We start from the raw sequence: 17,210 nt of genomic DNA, 5'->3' as shown, positions 1-17,210 counted from the left end.
GGCGACTGCCGGCAGTCGTGTGCTCGTCGATGGGCCGCGCCGCGGTCCATCGAATTGCCAGTCACATGAGCGACGGCGAACATTCACCGGGGCGAAGACCGGCGACACTTCAAGACATATGAATTGCATGGCGTGGCCCGTCGAATCCGGCCGTGAGCGATGCCTTCCACCTTGGGATGAAACACGTGCTTGCCCCGAATCTGATGATCAACGGCCGCTTTCTGGGTCGCCGCGCGACGGGTGTCGATCGCTTTGCGTTCGAGACGATCCGGGCGCTCGATCAATTGATCGAGTTGCGCGACCCGCGCGTCGCCGGATTGCGGACCGAAATCATCGTGCCCGAAGCCCTGGCTGCCATGCCGAATCCGTTTCGGCACGTCGCGCTGCGCGCGAGCGGGAAAAGCGGTGGCCTGCGCTGGGAACAACTGGCGCTGCCGCAAGCGGCACGCGGCCGGCTGCTGCTCAATCTCTGCAATTCCGGGCCGCTGTGGTATCGCCGTCAAATTACGGTGCTGCACGATGCGGCGCCCGCGCGCGTGCCGGACAGCTACAGCCGCTCCTTTGTTGCCTGGTATCGCCTGATGGCGCCGCGTCTTGGCCGCATATCGCGGCGTGTCATTACCGTTTCCGAATTCTCGCGGCGTGAGCTGTGTGACGCTTACCGGATTCCTGCGGACAAAATCGGCGTTGTGCCGGAGAGCGGCGAGCACATGTTGCGTGTGCAACAGGATGGGGGCAAGGCGGCAAACGCGTACGGCGAGCGTCCATTCGTGCTTGCGGTGGGCAGCCTCAACCGTCACAAGAATTTTCAGCTTGTGGCAGACGCCGCACGGCTCATTCGTGACGCGCAGTTCGACATCGTCGTCGTGGGCGGGGGCGATGCACGCGTCTACGGAACGGGCCAGGATGCGTTGCCCGAGTTCGTGAAGCATCTCGGGTACGTGAGTGACGGCGAACTCGCGGCGCTCTATCGTCGCGCAGCATGCTTCGTTTATCCGTCGCGTTACGAGGGCTTCGGGCTGCCGCCAGTCGAGGCGCTGGCGCTTGGCTGCCCCGTGATCGCTTCGCGTCTGCCGGCTGTCCAGGAAGCGTGCAGCGACGCCGTGCTCTACACGTCGCCTGACGACCCCGCCGAACTCGCGAGTTTGCTTGAACGAATCACGAGCGATGCCGCGTTGCGTGAGCGTCTGCGCGAGCGAGGCCGCGCGCGGACCGCAGAACTAACCTGGCAAACGACTGCCACCAGGTTGATCGAGGAGATCTCGCCGTGGCTAACGTAACGCTTGCATCCAATCTAGCCAACGACACACGCCGGTTCGGCCGTGTCGCGCTCGTGCACGAGTGGCTCGTCACCTACGCGGGATCGGAAAAGGTGGTGGAGCAGATTCTTCAGCTGTTTCCGCAGGCGGATCTATACAGCGTCGTCGACTTCTTTCCGGAGTCGCTGCGCGGCGTGCTGGGCGGCAGACATGCCACGACCTCGTTTATTCAACATTTGCCTCGCGCTCGCAAATCGTTTCGCAGCTACCTGCCGCTCATGCCGCTGGCCATCGAGCAGTTCGATCTCTCTTCGTACGATCTCGTGATTTCGTCGAGCCATGCCGTGGCAAAAGGCATCTTGACGGGGCCGAACCAGGTGCACGTCAGTTATGTCCACTCGCCGATTCGCTATGCGTGGGATCTGCAGCATCAGTATCTGTGCGAGGCCGGACTGCAGCGCGGCATGAAGAGCTGGATCGTGCGCGCATTGCTTCACTACATGCGTATCTGGGACCAGCGCACGGCGCATGGCGTGGATGCCTTCGTCGCCAATTCCGCGTTTGTGGGGCGGCGCATTCGCAAGGCCTACGGCAGCGAAGCCGCCGTGGTCTATCCGCCAGTCGATGTGGAACGGTTCGAGTTGGGTCTCCACCACGAAGACTTCTATTTGATCGCCTCGCGCATGGTGCCATACAAGCGCATACCGCTCATCGTCGAGGCATTTGCGGCGATGCCGTCGCGGCGTCTCGTGGTGATTGGCGACGGCGCCGACTTTGCGCGCGTCAAGGGGTGTGCGACGTCGAACGTAACGTTGCTTGGCTATCAGCCCGATGAGGTTCTGGTCGACCACATGCAGCGTGCGCGGGCGTTCGTCGTCGCCGCGGAAGAAGACTTTGGCATTTCAGTTGTCGAGGCACAGGCCTGCGGCACGCCGGTCATCGCTTTGGGTCGTGGAGGGTCGCGGGAGATCGTGGTGGAGTCCCCGGACCCCGAGCGCGGCACGGGGCTCTTCTTCAGCGAGCAGAGCGTCGAATCGATCGTCGACGCGGTCGAGCGTTTCGAGCGTCTGCCACCGCTCAAAGCGGAAGTTTGCCGTCGCAATGCGATGCGCTTTACGGAAGAGCGATTCAAGCAGGAGTTTTTAAGCGTCGTGGAGCGCGCAATGGATGCCGACAAGGCGTTTGCCGATGCGCCGCCAGTGGTGCGGCGCTGGCATTCAGCCTGAGTTGGCGCGATAACGAGATCGTTCACGCGCGAATGCTGGGTGAACGCATAGGGGTTTCGGCAAGTGGAACTGACGATATTCGGAGTCATCGTGTTCGTCGCCGGACTGGCGGCGCTCTACGCGTCGTATCGCGGCGCGATTTACGGCATGGCGGTGTTCTCCTTGTTTGGATGTACGCTCGCGCTCGGACTGGGCGGCATCGGCATTTTGCCGGCGCAAGTCTTTCTCGCGTTCTTCGCACTCCGGGCGTTCAATCTCGTCGGCGGGAAGAAGCTCGCTGACGCGTTCACGCAGGACAAGCCCGGCTTCTGGCTGCTCTGCACCTGCCTGTGGGGTGTGACGGGCGCCATCTTGCTGCCGCGGGTGCTGAGCGGCGCGACCCTGGTGTTCCCTGTCGACCGCAGCAGCCAGTTCATCGTATTGCAGCCGCTTGGCCCAGTCTCTGGCAATTTGTCCCAGACGATCTATTGCATCGCCGACGTCGTGGTGTATTGCTCCATGTTTGCGTTCCTGCAATATCGTGGTGTGTACCGGACGCTCGCCAACGCCATCTTCCTGCTCGCCTCGCTTGACGCGCTTGCTGGCGTGATCGATATCGTTGCGCACGCGGCGGGCCTCGACATCCTCTCGGCCATCAAGACGGCGCAGTTCGCCGATTTGACGGGGCAGGAAATGGCCGGGATGGTTCGCATCAGTGGCACGTTCAGCGAAACCTCGGGTTTCGCGGCTTTTACGCTGCCGCTCTTTGTTTTTTGCCTGAATCTCTGGCTCGTCGGCTATCGCCCGAAACTGGCCGGGCCGCTCTCGATTGCAACGGGATGCCTCCTGCTGCTTTCGACTTCGGGAACCGCGTATGTCGGGTTAGGGGCGTATCAGTTCGTACTGCTCGTCAGCCGGCCCGGTGTCATCTCGCGTTTCGCTCCCGTACGCAAGCGACGGCTGTCGGTTATCTCTGCGTGCGCGGGCCTTCTGGTCGTGCTCTACGTGATCGTCTTTCTGCCGGGGGTGGTGAAAGTGCTCGGGGATTTCGTCGACGCCGCCATCCTGAGCAAGGCAGGTAGTGACTCCGGTGTCGAGCGAATGGGGTGGAATTCTCAAGGTATTACCAACTTCTTCGACACGTATGGAATAGGCGTTGGGCTGGGAAGCATTCGTGCGTCCAGCTTTCTGGTGGTGCTGGTGGCAAGCCTTGGTATCGTGGGTGTGGTGTGTTACGGCTTGTTCCTTGGCAAGACTCTGCTGGTGCCAGTGCCTGCCCATTACCCATTCACGGAGCGGGCCGTGTCCTATGCGGCGCGGCACGCCATGATCGCGACGTTGATCGTTGCCTCGGCTTCGCTTAGCGTCTTCGAACTCGGTTCTTGTTTCTATATATTTGCGGCCGCAGCGGGCGCACTCTCGCCGCGTGTGCTGCGACGTGTGCCCGCGCGTGGCGGATGGGTTGCCAGGGGGGCTCATGAATAAGGTTCACTCGTCGCTGTCAAAGCTTGAACTGCTAGCGGTTTATTTTTCGTACGCGATACGCTATCTCTACCCGCTTATTCTCATTCCCTATTACGGAAGAGTGCTCGGTTCGAGTGGCTACGGGGTGGTATTGGCCGGCCTGTCGCTTTCCAGTGCTCTCTGGCTGGTCGTCAACTTCGGATTTTCTACCATCGGGGGACGGGATATCGTCCATACCGAAGTCGCGAGCGAACGCGATACGATTTTCCGGGATCAATTTACGGCCCGGCTGCTGTTGTCCATTCCCGGTGCGATCGTCGGGGGCATCGCGGTTTCCAGGTCGGACATCATCGCCAATGTGCCTCTCGCGGGTTTTTTCGTCGTTGCCGGCGGGCTGCTGTCCGCCTTTAACATTGGCTGGTATTTCACCAGCACGGGGCGCCCGCGGACGAATGTCCTGATCGAAGTACTGGGGCTCGTACTTTCGCTCGCACTGATCTTTGCCTTTATCCGCAAGCCGGCTGATGTCGACCGGGCGTTTCCCGTGATTTTTACCTCCAGCATGATCCAGACGCTGGTGGCCTATTGGCTCATTCGAAAAGAATACAGCGGCTTCATTTCACCCGTGCGCGCGGCCGTGGGGCTGATCAAGCGGTCGGCGACGATCTTCATCTACAGCGGAACCGCGGTGTTGGTGCTGGATGCATCGACCTACATTTTGTCGCTGCTGGCCGCAGCCCAGGAAGTCAGTGCCTTTGGTCTCTCCGAGCGCCTCGTGGGCGCTGCATTGAGCATCATGGCGCCGGCCGCGCAGATTCTGGCGCCGAAGGTCATGTATCTGGTTACCCGCAATCCGGCCCGAGCGAATCTGCTCGCGCGGCGAACATTTGCCGTCTTCTTTGTTGGAGCAGTCGCGGGTGTGATCCTCACGAGATTGCTCTCTGAATGGCTCATCCCGCTGATTTTTGGACCGGAGCTCCGTCACGCTGTACCGGTGCTCAATATCATGGTGTTCATTCTGCCGCTCACCGTTTGCACGCGGGTATTGGGCATCTATTTCCTGATTCCCCGAAAACTCGAGAAGCTGCTCGCCTGGAGCGGTGTGATCAGCGCAGTGGTGAACCTGATGGCGGCCATTCCCCTTGCCAGCCACTGGGGAGCCGCAGGTATGGTGTACGCGCGAATCCTCGCGGAAGGATCATTGCTCGTTATGCTGATTTTCGGGATCTGGAGAGCAGGCTTGTTCCGGGAAATTCTTGGCATCACCGAAGGTTCCTCTCTGCCGGCGAGATTTGCAAGATGGCTCGAATAACGAGGTCTGCGAAGTATTTTTACGGGCGTGTGCGGCAGGCAGAAGTGCGGTGCCGCGTGTGCCGATGCCGCGTCGTCCGCATTTCTGCGGGCATTGGTCGATGAGGTCAATAATGGAATCGAACTCCAATTCGCGAGTCACGATGGCCGAGCCAACGCGTCAGCCTTCATCCAGCAAGGATCCGAGAATCTGTCTGATCTTCGCCACGCGTGGCCGCGCAGACATTCTCAAGGACGTCGTCGCCTTCGTCGATTTGCAAACGGTTAAGCCTGATCTGATCATCGTCTCCTGCGTCTCGGACGAGGACGTTGGCGACCTCCCAGTCCGACCCGGAATGATCGTGCTGAAGGGACGACCTGGGCTCACGACGCAACGCAATCATGCATTGGACCATGTGCCGGACGACGTCGACGTCGTGATGTTCCTGGACGATGACTTTCTGATGCACAGCGAGTGGACTGCGGAAGTCCTCAAGGCCCTGGATAGCGATCCGTCTATCGCCTGTGTCACCGGAACCGTCATCGCGGACGGCATTCATGGGCCGGGTTATTCCTTCGAAGAAGGGCGGGCCATCGTTGCCAGGATCGGCGATCTTCCGGAAAGGTTGATCGTCGCGCCGACCGGTGGTCCCTACGGGTGCAACATGGCGTTTCGCGCGAGCAGCATCGCTGGCCTGCGCTTTGACGAGCGCCTCGTACTCTATGGCTGGCAGGAGGATCGTGATTTCGGAGGCCAGATCTGGAATCGCGGCTATCTCGTCGTGCGTATCAACACGGCGCTCGGCGTGCACATGGGCGTCAAACGCGGCAGGGTGTCCGGATGCAAACTGGGTTATTCGCAGGTTATCAACCCGTTCTATCTGGTGAAAAAGAAGACGATGCCTTTGCGCCCGGCGGTCGATCATGTCATACGCAATATCGCGAGCAACATCGTGCGAAGCTTTGCACCGGAACCATGGATCGACCGGCGAGGGCGTCTCATGGGAAATTTGATCGGATTGTGGGACTTCTTTCGAGGAAGGCTGACGCCCGAGCGACCCGAAAGCTTTTAGAAATGGCCAGGCGCGAGGCTGACTGTCATTCCGACGTGGCAAAGCGCGATGAGTGCTGTCGGCATTGTGCCTGACCGTACGCAATCGATGAACAAGCACTAGGGGCGCGCCTGGTTGCGCCGTACGCTATACACAATCCTGTGAAGGTATCTTCGATTCGGACAACATATTAGTGGTGCAGAAGGTTGTCTAAAAAGCTGGTGTTAGTCGCACGCGATGAACAAAGACTCCCATTTGGCGGTGCCAGATTGCCTGCGCGGCCTCGCAGCCATCTCGGTCCTGCTCTTTCACTTTAATCACTGGCTTGGGATCCCATGGCTGGCCCCCAACGCGGGCATTGCCGTCGACTTCTTTTTTGGCCTGTCCGGATACGTACTGTGTGTGGCGTACCGTGGGCGCTTCGAAAGAGGGATGAGCGGTGCGCTTTTCGCGCGTATCAGACTCATACGGCTGATGCCGATGATCGTGATCGGAACCCTGTTGAGTGCATCGTATCTTGCGGCGAGATATGTGCTGCTTCACGATTCCGACATCTCCCCTGGCTGGCTCGCGGCCGCCACGCTGCTTGGTCTATCGTGCATTCCGATCTTCGGTGCCCCGCATGCAATTGGAGGGCCGCAGGTGTTTCCGCTCAATGGCCCTGAATACACGCTTTTCCTCGAGTTGGTCGTCAACGTCTTCTGGATGCTCACACGTCGATTCGACGGCATGAAGTTCGCGCTCGTCATGGCGATCGCGGGCTATGCGCTTACCGCGGTATGCGGCATGGGAGGCGATACGCCGCAGACTTTCCTTTCTGGCTTTCCACGTGTATTTGGCGCTTACTATCTGGGCGTCCTGATTTATCACTGTCATGTGAAATTCGGGCTGCTCTCGTTGGCGATCTGGAAGTCGCTATTTCTTCCGGCATGCATCGCAACGGTGATCATTATGGGGTGGCACGGCCAGATCCCCTTCTTCGTGCAGTGGCTGTGGGCCGCTGCCGTGATGCCGTTGCTGATCCTCGGCGGGTCTTCGATTGCGCTCACTGGGCCTGTGCGGGCGGTCGCACTCGTTCTTGGCGAACTGTCGTATCCCGTGTACGCGCTGCATTACCCCACGTTTGTCTGGCTCAACGGCGTCTATCAGGAGCTGATGCACAGAAAGGATCCGATTCTTGAGGCCGCCGTGTTCTTGCCCGTGATCCTGCTGACCAGTTATCTCATCATGCGTTTCGTCGATACGCCAATACGTGCGTGGCTCGTTTCCCGATTTGGCCGATCGACGCATAAAGCGGTTCTCGACGCCACGGCCGCCGATACGCCCGTTTGAGCCGATGCGCACTGGCTCGATATGCACGCGTTTGCGTGCGGTATCCAGCAGTGCTGCGCTGGCTGGGTCGATAGCATACGCGTCGGGGAAAACGGCACTGTCCTGCGTAAGGACGGACATCGCGTTGCGCGAATCCTGCTCGAAACCTGGGGCTACCGTTGTGGCCGTTTGAGCGGCCATATGATCGGTTGCCGGGCCATTGACTGAAGAGAATTGACGTTTGAACGTGGAGAGGGCGATGAAGACGATAGCGTTCAACGGCAAGTTCTTCGGGGCAGCGCCAACGGGCGTGCACAAGGTTGCCGAGCAACTCGTTGCTGCGACCGATGCGCTGATTGCCGCGCAAGCCGGCAGCGAAGTCGATTGCGCCCTTGTCGTCAGAGACCGCGTCGAGATACCGCTTTACCGCAATATTTCGTGCGTTCGCGAGAGTCGCTGGGCTCGCAAGATTCACCGGATCGCGTGGGAGCAATGCTATCTCCCACTGGCTCGCAGAAGGGACTTCATTCTTAATCTGTGCAATCTCGGGCCACTGCTTCATCGGGATTCGGCGACGATGATCCACGACGCACAGGTCTATTCGGCCCCGGAATCTTATTCGCTTCCTTTTCGGCTTTGGTACAAATCGCTCTACTTTTTCATCGGCAAACGGCACAAGATCATCTTTACCGTATCCGAGTTTTCTAAAGCCGAGCTGGTGCGCTATGGCATTGCCAGCGCCGACAAGATTGTCGTCGTGCATAACGGCTGCGACCACGTGCTGCAGGTCCAGCCCGACGCGCGGCAGCTCGCGGTGTTGAATCTGAAGCCGCGACGCTATGTGCTCGCACTCGCGAATACGCAGAAACACAAGAACATCGGCATCTTGCTCAAGGCCTTCGGCGGCGCGCAGTTGAGCGACGTCGAACTCGTGCTGTTCGGCAGTGCGACGCAGGCCGACTTCGAAAGTCTCGGCCATGTCGTGCCTCCGAACGTGCGATTTACCGGCCGCATTAGCGATGCCGAGCTAGTTGGGCTGATGACCGATGCCGGCGCACTTGCCTTTCCTTCGCTGACGGAAGGCTTTGGTCTGCCGCCGCTGGAGGCGATGGCGCTGGGTTGCCCGGTCGTCGCTGCGCCGTTTGGCGCGCTTCCGGAAGTTTGTGGCAAGGCGGTGCTTTACGCCGACCCGTTCGACCCGAACGCCTGGAGGATGAATATTTTGACCGTACTCAACGATGAACCCGTGCGGCAGTCCCTGATATCCGCCGGGCTGCGGCAGGCTGGACGCTTCACCTGGAGACAGGCGGCGCGCAGCATGTTCGAGACCGTGAAGGCCGTGAGCGGCTGAATTCCTTATAGAAAAGCGTTGTTGGGGGCACGTAATGTCTATTGATGTCGACTTCTCATTGGCGCTCAATGATCGCACCGGCAAGCTCTTTTTGGGGAAGGACATCATCTCAACGCTCGGCGCCAGCGTGACGAGGGTCCACTACGGACGATTTCACGAATTTCCCCATAGTGATCTGATGCGCCGGATCGTGGGCCGCTTGACTCACAAGGAAACCATTGCGCGCGTCAACCAGTCGCGCCTGGTTTCACTTTTGCCGGTAATCCGCGATCCACGTCCCACGCTGCATCTCGACCCGCTCAGCGTCGTGCGCCATCGCCTGGAAGCACGAGATATTGTGCTCTGCCACGATGTCGGTCCGATCACACATCCTGAATATTTCGCGCCGGGTGTCAATGAATTGTATGTTCGGGCTTATGACGAGATCCGGCGAATGAAGCCGCATATGGTTTTCGTCAGCAAGACGTCGCAGCGGGAATTTCACGCGCTGTACGGCAATGACTTTGCCTCATCGAACGTCATCTATATTCCAACTCGTCTGGGAGTCAAGAAAGGAGAGGGACGTCCGGTGGAAGGCGTTTCGCGCCGCTTTCTGCTGACGGTGGGCAGTATCGGCGATCGGAAGAATCAGGCCCGTTGTATCGAGGCGTTTTCGGCAAGCGGGCTCGTGGAGAAAGGGTGGCAGTATGTCCTTGTCGGAGGGCGCGAATCGGGTGCGGACGCCGCCATCGAACTCGCCAGGCAGTCTCCGGGTGTCGTGATGCCGGGCTATACGAAAGATGACGAGCTTCGTTGGCTATACCGCAACGCATCCGGTTTCGTGCTGATGAGTCTGCTTGAAGGATTCGGCATGCCGGTGATCGAGGCGATAGAGCACGATTTGCCATGCCTCGTTTCCCGCGGGAGCATCTTGACGGAGGTTGGCGGCGGCGCGATGCTGTGCGCCGATCCGCTTGCTCGCGAATCCATCGCTTATGGTATGCGTTCGCTCGCCGAGATGCCGGACGAGGAGCGTGGCCGGAGAATTTGCGAGGCACGCGCGCATCTCGAGATGTTTGCGCGCGAACCGATACTCGCTAGCTGGAGAGCGCTGGTCGAAAAGGTCGGGTGATGCACTAGATTGTGATGCGAGCAGAGCAGCAAGATCCCGATTGCTTCTGCGTACAACAGCAAAGCCCGCCGCGGCGTGCCGGGGCGGGCCAGCGCAGTACGTGAGACTAGTCGCTTCCTTGCAGGGCCGACTTCGCGACGCGGCGGGCGGTATTCACCGCCGAGAAAGCCGCGGCCTTGGCGCGATCCCGCACGCCGCTTCGTCCAGGCGGAGTGGGGTTGAGTCCAAGCTTGCGCAGGTAATAGTTGGCCCGATAGACATCCGCGCGCAGCGTGTTGAGAAACTGAAAATTTACGCTCAACGTCACCGAGATATTGTCGCCGTTCTTCAACCAATGGGGGCAGTTGACAGGTACGTGAACGCCGTTTCCGGGTGCCAACCTGTACGTCTTCGCCCTGTCCTGCAACTCTGGTCGATAGTTCGGCGCGTTGTGGTCGATCGTCCAGAATCGCTCGAGTTCCTCTTCCGGAAGAACCTGCCGGTCTTCCCGATCGAAGACGTACAAATCCTTTTGCCCGTGGATTTGAAGAATGAAATTGCATTCCCGATCGATGTGATACGCGGTCACACGCTTCGGTGACGTCACGAAAATGATCAGGTCTTCGCGCTTGATCTGCGATTCGATGTCGCCGCCGACCATACCCTTGATCTCCGCCATCGCATGCCTGTACAGCTCGGCATAGGCCGGATCTTGTTGCGGGCCTCTGAAAATGAACCAGGCGTTGGAGTCTTCCAGCTGCTTCAATGCATTCAGCGGCGAGAACGCACGGTTCGTATCTTTCCATTTCTGACCGGGCGCGACATCACCCATGTCGAAGTAGAGGTCATCCGGGCGTGTTTTCAGGGTGCGCTCCGCCAATTCCATCAATTGAGGGAGCTGAAAGAGCGGATGGGACGCCAGGTGGTGGGAGACGTCGAAGCTCTTCCGCTCGAAATTCTCTCGAAACACAGAAGCATCCGCGTCGATCCATTTGTCCGGCACTGCCGCTTCGAGAACGGGGGGAACGGCGGTAGTCTCCATGTGATCGCTCCTCTTAGTCTAATGGGGGATAAGGAATACCCTTTGGCACCTGGGAACCCAATTGCGTGGGACGTGAAAACGTCCGATAACTAATTACTGGCGACCGTGGGTCTATTGGCCGCATCGTCGAACTTGTAGAGCCACGCGGGTGTTCCCTTCAGGGCTACCCAGCCGGGACCGGGCTGAATATCCGGCATCGCGAGTGACACGACCGCTCGCGCTCCGGATTGATGGAACGCCTGCATAACCTCTTCACGCTGTTGCACCGTGAGCTTCGTCCAGAATGTTTCACTGAAATTTGGCCAGAGCACTTCGTCTTTAGGATCGAGGCGGTTACGGTCCTGGGGCTCGATACGGTACGGAAGACCGCCGAACTCCGCGACGATGCGCAAGCGCGACACATAGGCCCAGCTGACTCTGACCGTTGGATAACTATCCCGGATCACGGCGACCGGATCCCCCGGCTGCAACCCGGAGGCAGTGAGGGCGTCGGCGATCCGCCATTTCGGGTCGTCATGAAAGTCCGCTCGATTAACCGCCGCGACGAACGAAGGCCCGTCGGTCATCGCAAGCTCACCGAGGGCTCCTGCGCCATAGATGATGACGAGCGCTGTGGCGAGCAGGCGGCGCGATTGCAGCGTTGCGTCGAGCAATGGCGCCCATGACAGAAGCGCGATGATCATCACGAACGCACTGAGATAGCGATCTTCAACGTGAACAATAAAATAGGTGGCAAAGCCTCCGACAGTTGGCAACAGCAGTGGCCAAACGCGAGTCACTGTCTTGAGGAGCGACGTTCGCCATGACCGCCTCGCAACGATAAACAAGAACGCCGCAGCGACCGCAAGTACCGTCGGGTGTTGCTTGAGTATCTGCTGCAAGCTCCACAGCGACCGGCCCATTGCGATCAATTGCATCTTCAGACTGAAGAACGACTTAAAGCCCTTGTACCAATACGCGACATCGTTGTAGGGAGGGTAAGTCGTGTGGAAAGGTGTTCCAAAGCCGAAAACCGGCAAGCCCGCTACGAGTTGACTGGTCGGGTGGATTGGCCGGCCGAACTGCGCCGGTCCGCCTTGCCAATTGGTGAGGTGAGGTAGCTCGTTGACGTGCCAGGGGACATTCAAGGCACCGGAGGCGCCAAGCGTAAATTCCCCATAGGACCAGGAAATCCCGGCGATGTAGACGGCAAAGAAAACACCGAACGTTCCCACGACCGCACCGAGCGATTTCCACAAACCGCCCCTGATGCAGCAATAGATGAAAAGCGTCAACACGAACAGGCAGGCAAATGGAGTGAATACCCCTTTTACCCAAACGCCGAGACCCAGAACCAGACCAAGCAATGTCGCAGTCAGCAGGTCCCGACGGCGAATCAGGGAGAGAAGCAGGCCGGAAGCCAGGAGGAAGCACGTGGTCACCAGCAAGTCCGGACACGCGGCCGAAACGGAGTCGAGCGCGAGACAGGCGCCAAGAAAAACGCAAACCCCGATCCAGATCGTAAACGGGTGCTTGCTGAGCGCAAGCGAAGCTGGCCAATACAGCGCGAGGGCACCCCGAATCAGTCCGCGCCAGGCGGCATAAGCCACCAGATAGATTACCCAGTTGATCGCCGTTATGGCATACCACTCGCCGTCCGGCGTGGGGGCGGCGAGCGCCCGGGCGCCGGCAACCAATGCGGGATATCCGGGATTCCAGAAGGGATTGAAGATTTCGCGCCAGTCGAGGTGCGTGACGGCCCAACTGACGTTGAGATAGGAGATCCAGTCGCCGTAATATTGCGTCCGACCGTAGAGGCCTTCGATGACGCCGAGTATGCCGATGACGATCCAGGACAGGATCAAATGCACATTCCCCCGTGACCACTTTATTGTCATGTAGCACCTCCACGCTTGCAGCCAGAAGATCAATCGATAAGGGAGTTAACCGCCCAGTGGTCCAATCAGCAAAATGAGCTATTAACGCCCAATATCAGTCGAGGTATGAGCACGGGCCGATGCCTGCCTTGTCGGCCGCAAACGCCGCCACTGTCTGGAACGATCCAGCATCGGTATCTATGGCGTGTTTCTGCACGCCTCGTTCATCGCTCGATGTCATCCCGGCCGTCACGGGACAGCAGGGCGTCTCGCTTACGTTTGTGCAGGCAAGTCACGCGATGAATTTAGCCGGTGGAATCGAACCTCTCTGTGCGTTGGGCAACGCGGCTTTCGATCGAACGAGGCAGAGGCATCGGCGTATGTGTGCGCGCAGACAAGGTCCCCTGGTTCGCCGAAAAGGGGACAGCGTTCAGGACCGCGGTGCGTCGTTTGCCGTCTGGACCTTGTTAGAGGCATTGGACGTTGCCTCGGAGAAGCGTCCCTTCTCGTTGAAGGTCCAGGCCGAATTGAGCAGATAGGTCAAAGCGAGAACGAGGGCAGTCGTCACCAGCTGCGCAATCAGATAGTTCATACCAAGACTCGTGACGAAGAACTTCATGCACAAGCCATTCGTGAGCACGCCAAGCAAGGCGATGATGCCAAACTTCGGTGCAGTCGACAGCGGATTGCTTTTGCTTCGGAACGTAATCTGGCGGTTGAGCGTGTAGTTGACGATTGCGCCGAAGCTCGCGCCGACCATCGAGCTGAGTGCTGGCGAGGCGAAGCCGGAGTGAACCATCGCAATCAGAATCGCATACTGCACGACCGTGCCGATCGCACCGACGCCCGCATAGACCACAAACCTTCGTACTGCGCGCAGATCAGGCATCTTGGCTGCCTGCAGATTGATAGCGGCGGCGGACCAGGTAAACCGGCCGATTCTTCGATTCGTAATAGATGCGGCCGATGTATTCGCCAAGTACGCCAATGCCGATCAATTGAACCCCGCCGAGCAGAAGGACGGCCGAGATCAATGATGCGTAGCCCGGAACGGCGACCCCCTGAATCAGGGTTCGCACAATGAGGAACGATGCATACAGAATGGCGATGCACGCCACGAAACTGCCGACGTAAGTCCATACGCGAAGCGGCAGTGTGCTGAAACTCGTGAAGCCTTCCAGCGCGAAGTTCCACAGTTTCCAGCCCGAAAACTTCGACCTGCCGGCGAGGCGAGGCTCGCGCACATATTCGACGACTGCGGTCCGGTAGCCGACCCAGGCAAACAGCCCTTTCATGAAACGGCGCGTCTCGGGGAGTTGTTTGAGTGCGTCCACGACCTCCCTTGTGATCAAACGGAAGTCCCCCACGTTCTCCGGAATCTTCGTGTCGCACATCGCGTTGTGAATGCGATAAAAGATCGCCGCGGTCTGGCGCTTCAGGAAGGAGTCCGTGAGGCGGCTCACGCGTTTGGCAACGACGACATCGTGGCCTTCGCGCCATTTTTCGACCAATAGCGGAATGATTTTTGGCGGATCCTGCAAATCCGCGTCGAAAGGAATCACAATGGCGCCGCGCGCTTCATCGAGCCCTGCCGAAAGCGCGGCCTCCTTGCCGAAGTTGCGTGTCAGGTCGATGACGCGGATGCGGCCGTCTTCCTTCGACATACCGATCAGCAAGCCCAGCGTGTCATCGCGGCTGCCGTCGTTCACGCAGACGATTTCAAACTCGGTTCCGTCGATCGATTCGAGCACCGGAATGACCGTGCTGAAGAAGGCGCCGATCATCTCCTCCTCGTTATAGAACGGCACGACGAGAGAGAGCAGGCAGGGCTCGTTAGCCGAAGGCGCTTCGGCAAGCGAAGGACTGGATCGCGCAGTCGTTTCGCGCACGCCAGCCGGCGCGGTTGACGCTTCCCTCAGGAGAGGCTCCGGAGCCAGAAAGTGAGGGCGGCCGATATAGTCCATGATTACCTCGCGCAGATGCCGCGGTTGTGCGACTGGCGTAATGATTGAGTCGCGAGCGTTCAGCGTTTGACCAGCCGCCGAACCGCAGTCAGCGGAGACTTCAATCGGGTCACTGGCGCGTGAACAACTTCCGCGAACGTCTTGGGATGGCGGTGTTCGAGCGTCGAGATGACCTTTCTTTTCAAGCTGTCGCGCAGTGGTGAAACTCCGGGCGGCGTCGGCTTCAGCCCCATCATGCGCAGAACGTAGTTAGCCTGATAAACCCGCGCGCGTCGCTCCAGCGACCTCATGCAGTAGTTGATGCTGATACTCACCGAAATGTTGTCGTCGTTCTTGACCCAATGCGGCGCCAACGGGGGGTGATGCACCACTTCGCCCGGGTTGAGCCGGAAGATCGTGCCGCGACTCTGCAATTGACGGCGATAGCGCGCAGCCTCGAAGTTGCCGGCGTAATACCGCTCCACTTCCTGGTCCGGCACCAGCTCGCGATCGGTAGCCGGGAAGAGGCATACATCCTTCGAGCCCTGCAATTGGAACAGGAAGTTGGTTTCGTGATCGATGTGGAAGGGCGTCGAGATCTTGGGCGACGAAACCAGCAACGTCATCGTCACCAGCGTGATGTCGCTGCGCAGCGGGTAATCGGACAACTCCTCGAGCTCGGCAGTAATCGAGTCAAGGACATGGGCATAGTCCGCGTCGTAAAGGTGTGCCTGGGTCAGCTTGATCCATGAGTCGTTTTCGTGAACGCTCGCAAACGCCTCTTTGAGCCGCGTGCTGTGCGGCATGGCGCTGAACCTGGCTTCCAGCGAACTGTTCTTGAAGTTGATCGCGCGGACGTTGCCATTCTTTTCAAGCATGCGCAGGGCGACTTCTTCGATCCTTGGGATCTCGAACAAGCCGCTCTCATGCAATAGATGATTGAATTTAAATGGATGCAGATTGAAGTTGCTTTTGAATTCCTGATTGCAGGCGTGCAGGAATTTTCCGTCTGAGGTTAGTTGGGGGGATGCATCGGCCAACGCCGCACCATTGCTAGTCACAGACATGGCACACCTTTGCAGGTTAGAGGGTATTGCTAGCAGGCTACTATCGCGTCTGTGGGCCAGATGTGCGTTGACGAACATCCAAGCCGGTTTTGGGCGTTTACCCCGGGGATGAGCGGTCTACTTGACAGCTTCCTGACTCGTCACCGATGTTGTGTCGGCGGCTCCGAAGCTTGGCCGGAGAAAATCGACGACCTCGGCGTCCGTGATCGGTTTGATGTGCAGCCCGAAAGCGGCGTTCAGCGAAGTGACAAAGTACTGGGTCCAGAGCGCGTTCCAGACGACGCCAGAATGCGTGTCTGAAAGGAACGTGTTGTGCGGATCGTCGCCGGAGGTATTGGTGATGGCCCAGCCAGGTCCCAGATGCACGGTCTTGTAATTCGGGCGGCCGTGATCGTCGCGCTGGCCCCACAGGCTTCTCCACCACGCTTCATCTTCGAGAACATAGACATGGCGATCTGCCGCGGCGAGCGCGCGCAAGCCTTTGTTGAAGCGATCTACGCCGGCATCGATATTGGCGATCTCTTTGGCGGATTGCCAGCTTTCGAACTCACCCGGCCAATCCGCGCCGCTGGCCGCAGTTGAGAGTACGACATAGGTATCCGGGTGATATTTGCGGATCAGCGCGACGGCTTGGCCAATTGACTTGATGCAAGCGTCGATCACGGCCGAGGGGTGCGATGCAGTTGGATCGCGCGACATCTCATCAAATAGCTCGTGGCTGCTGAGATCGTTGTCACCGATCCGGATGAACACGATGCCGCCTCGCCAGGCTTGCGGTTCGGTGTCCATCAAATCGACGAGACGGATCGCCTGGCGCTGCGATTGCCCCATCAATTGCGCGCAGGTCGCCCCGCTAATCGCGAAGTTATAGCGGTAGTCCTGTTTGGGGGGCGTGCGGGCGAGCGCCCCCAACGCTTCGCTGGCAATGGCGTGATACTTCCCGGTTCCCCAGACGCCCCATTTGCCCTGGTCGATCTGGTCTCCCCGCAACTGGGCGAGCACCTCGGTCCACTGCCAGGTGGTCGCGCGCCACTGGCCTCCTCGCGCGTTCGGATCGCTCAACATGACAGTGTCGTGGTAGGACTGGCTGTTGGAGTCGCCAAGCACGGCGAGGCGCACCCTTCCAGAGGGCGGCTCCGACGCGTTGGCGACGGCGACGGGCACGCGGCGAAACAGGCCAGGTACGGCTAGTCTGACAAACAGGCCGGTAACGGACAGTGCGCCGAAAAGCGCGACCAGCAAAACCCTACGCGAACGGGACATAGGCCATTTACCCTATC

Annotated in this window: 14 protein-coding genes; 8 read left to right on the top strand and 6 right to left on the bottom strand. The window is 59.2% G+C overall.

Going from position 1 to position 17,210, the window contains the following annotated elements:
* The first annotated feature begins 152 nt into the window (after window positions 1–152).
* From VSR72_RS10090 to VSR72_RS10055, 8 genes are all read left to right on the top strand, one after another.
* Window positions 153–1,280 (top strand): glycosyltransferase family 1 protein, encoded by a 1,128-nt coding sequence (locus VSR72_RS10090; protein ID WP_342952234.1) that lies wholly within the window; start codon window positions 153–155, stop codon window positions 1,278–1,280.
* Window positions 1,268–2,485 carry a glycosyltransferase family 4 protein gene (locus tag VSR72_RS10085; RefSeq protein WP_342952233.1) on the top strand — a complete coding sequence of 406 codons (1,218 nt, stop codon included), beginning with the start codon at window positions 1,268–1,270 and terminating at the stop codon, window positions 2,483–2,485. Before VSR72_RS10090 ends, VSR72_RS10085 begins: the two co-directional genes overlap by 13 nt.
* Window positions 2,486–2,548: 63 nt before the next feature.
* Entirely contained in the window at window positions 2,549–3,949 is a 1,401-nt protein-coding gene (locus VSR72_RS10080; RefSeq protein WP_342952232.1) for a hypothetical protein, read from the top strand.
* A complete protein-coding gene (locus tag VSR72_RS10075; RefSeq protein ID WP_342952231.1) occupies window positions 3,942–5,240 on the top strand; it encodes an oligosaccharide flippase family protein in 1,299 nt (432 codons plus the stop codon). The genes VSR72_RS10080 and VSR72_RS10075 overlap by 8 nt, the downstream gene beginning before the upstream one ends.
* Before the next feature lie 112 nt (window positions 5,241–5,352).
* Entirely contained in the window at window positions 5,353–6,291 is a 939-nt protein-coding gene (locus VSR72_RS10070) for a glycosyltransferase (protein WP_342952230.1), read from the top strand.
* 216 nt (window positions 6,292–6,507) lie between these two features.
* Window positions 6,508–7,602 carry an acyltransferase gene (locus tag VSR72_RS10065; protein ID WP_342952229.1) on the top strand — a complete coding sequence of 365 codons (1,095 nt, stop codon included), beginning with the start codon at window positions 6,508–6,510 and terminating at the stop codon, window positions 7,600–7,602.
* A gap of 238 nt (window positions 7,603–7,840) precedes the next feature.
* Window positions 7,841–8,932: a glycosyltransferase family 1 protein gene (locus VSR72_RS10060; RefSeq protein WP_342952228.1), complete on the top strand. Its 1,092-nt coding sequence runs from the start codon at window positions 7,841–7,843 to the stop codon at window positions 8,930–8,932.
* A gap of 34 nt (window positions 8,933–8,966) precedes the next feature.
* Entirely contained in the window at window positions 8,967–10,043 is a 1,077-nt protein-coding gene (locus VSR72_RS10055; protein WP_342952227.1) for a glycosyltransferase, read from the top strand.
* Window positions 10,044–10,149: 106 nt separating this feature from the next.
* Here VSR72_RS10055 and VSR72_RS10050 read toward each other — a convergent pair whose 3' ends face one another.
* The 6 genes from VSR72_RS10050 to VSR72_RS10025 all read right to left on the bottom strand — a co-directional run bounded on the left by VSR72_RS10050 (window position 10,150) and on the right by VSR72_RS10025 (window position 17,193).
* Complete coding sequence (locus VSR72_RS10050) at window positions 10,150–11,064, bottom strand: transcriptional regulator (protein WP_342952226.1); 915 nt, start codon at window positions 11,062–11,064, stop codon at window positions 10,150–10,152.
* A gap of 89 nt (window positions 11,065–11,153) precedes the next feature.
* A complete protein-coding gene (locus tag VSR72_RS10045; protein ID WP_342952225.1) occupies window positions 11,154–12,941 on the bottom strand; it encodes a hypothetical protein in 1,788 nt (595 codons plus the stop codon).
* Window positions 12,942–13,350: 409 nt separating this feature from the next.
* Entirely contained in the window at window positions 13,351–13,809 is a 459-nt protein-coding gene (locus tag VSR72_RS10040; RefSeq protein ID WP_342952224.1) for a GtrA family protein, read from the bottom strand.
* The gene (locus tag VSR72_RS10035; RefSeq protein ID WP_342952223.1) at window positions 13,802–14,884 is read right to left on the bottom strand and encodes a glycosyltransferase family 2 protein; all 1,083 of its coding nucleotides are present in this window, start codon (window positions 14,882–14,884) and stop codon (window positions 13,802–13,804) included. The genes VSR72_RS10040 and VSR72_RS10035 overlap by 8 nt, the downstream gene beginning before the upstream one ends.
* Window positions 14,885–14,943: 59 nt before the next feature.
* Window positions 14,944–15,930, bottom strand: coding sequence for a cupin-like domain-containing protein (locus VSR72_RS10030; RefSeq protein WP_342952222.1), 987 nt, complete (start codon window positions 15,928–15,930; stop codon window positions 14,944–14,946).
* 117 nt (window positions 15,931–16,047) lie between these two features.
* The gene (locus tag VSR72_RS10025) at window positions 16,048–17,193 is read right to left on the bottom strand and encodes an SGNH/GDSL hydrolase family protein (protein WP_342952221.1); all 1,146 of its coding nucleotides are present in this window, start codon (window positions 17,191–17,193) and stop codon (window positions 16,048–16,050) included.
* Window positions 17,194–17,210 lie beyond the last annotated feature (17 nt).

The sequence above is a fragment of the Paraburkholderia sp. JHI869 genome, from assembly GCF_038900775.1.
Taxonomy (GTDB): domain Bacteria; phylum Pseudomonadota; class Gammaproteobacteria; order Burkholderiales; family Burkholderiaceae; genus Paraburkholderia.
This window is presented reverse-complemented; position numbering and strand designations above follow the sequence as displayed.

What these genes read in the sequence shown, in the direction of transcription:
- VSR72_RS10045 (WP_342952225.1), bottom strand. Translation starts at nt 12,941, where the DNA reads ATGACAATAAAGTGGTCACGGGGGAATGTGCATTTGATCCTGTCCTGG.
- VSR72_RS10040 (WP_342952224.1), bottom strand. Translation starts at nt 13,809, where the DNA reads ATGCCTGATCTGCGCGCAGTACGAAGGTTTGTGGTCTATGCGGGCGTC.
- VSR72_RS10030 (WP_342952222.1), bottom strand. Translation starts at nt 15,930, where the DNA reads ATGTCTGTGACTAGCAATGGTGCGGCGTTGGCCGATGCATCCCCCCAA.
- VSR72_RS10025 (WP_342952221.1), bottom strand. Translation starts at nt 17,193, where the DNA reads ATGTCCCGTTCGCGTAGGGTTTTGCTGGTCGCGCTTTTCGGCGCACTG.
- VSR72_RS10035 (WP_342952223.1), bottom strand. Translation starts at nt 14,884, where the DNA reads ATGGACTATATCGGCCGCCCTCACTTTCTGGCTCCGGAGCCTCTCCTG.
- VSR72_RS10070 (WP_342952230.1), top strand. Translation starts at nt 5,353, where the DNA reads ATGGAATCGAACTCCAATTCGCGAGTCACGATGGCCGAGCCAACGCGT.
- VSR72_RS10075 (WP_342952231.1), top strand. Translation starts at nt 3,942, where the DNA reads ATGAATAAGGTTCACTCGTCGCTGTCAAAGCTTGAACTGCTAGCGGTT.
- VSR72_RS10065 (WP_342952229.1), top strand. Translation starts at nt 6,508, where the DNA reads ATGAACAAAGACTCCCATTTGGCGGTGCCAGATTGCCTGCGCGGCCTC.
- VSR72_RS10060 (WP_342952228.1), top strand. Translation starts at nt 7,841, where the DNA reads ATGAAGACGATAGCGTTCAACGGCAAGTTCTTCGGGGCAGCGCCAACG.
- VSR72_RS10055 (WP_342952227.1), top strand. Translation starts at nt 8,967, where the DNA reads ATGTCTATTGATGTCGACTTCTCATTGGCGCTCAATGATCGCACCGGC.
- VSR72_RS10050 (WP_342952226.1), bottom strand. Translation starts at nt 11,064, where the DNA reads ATGGAGACTACCGCCGTTCCCCCCGTTCTCGAAGCGGCAGTGCCGGAC.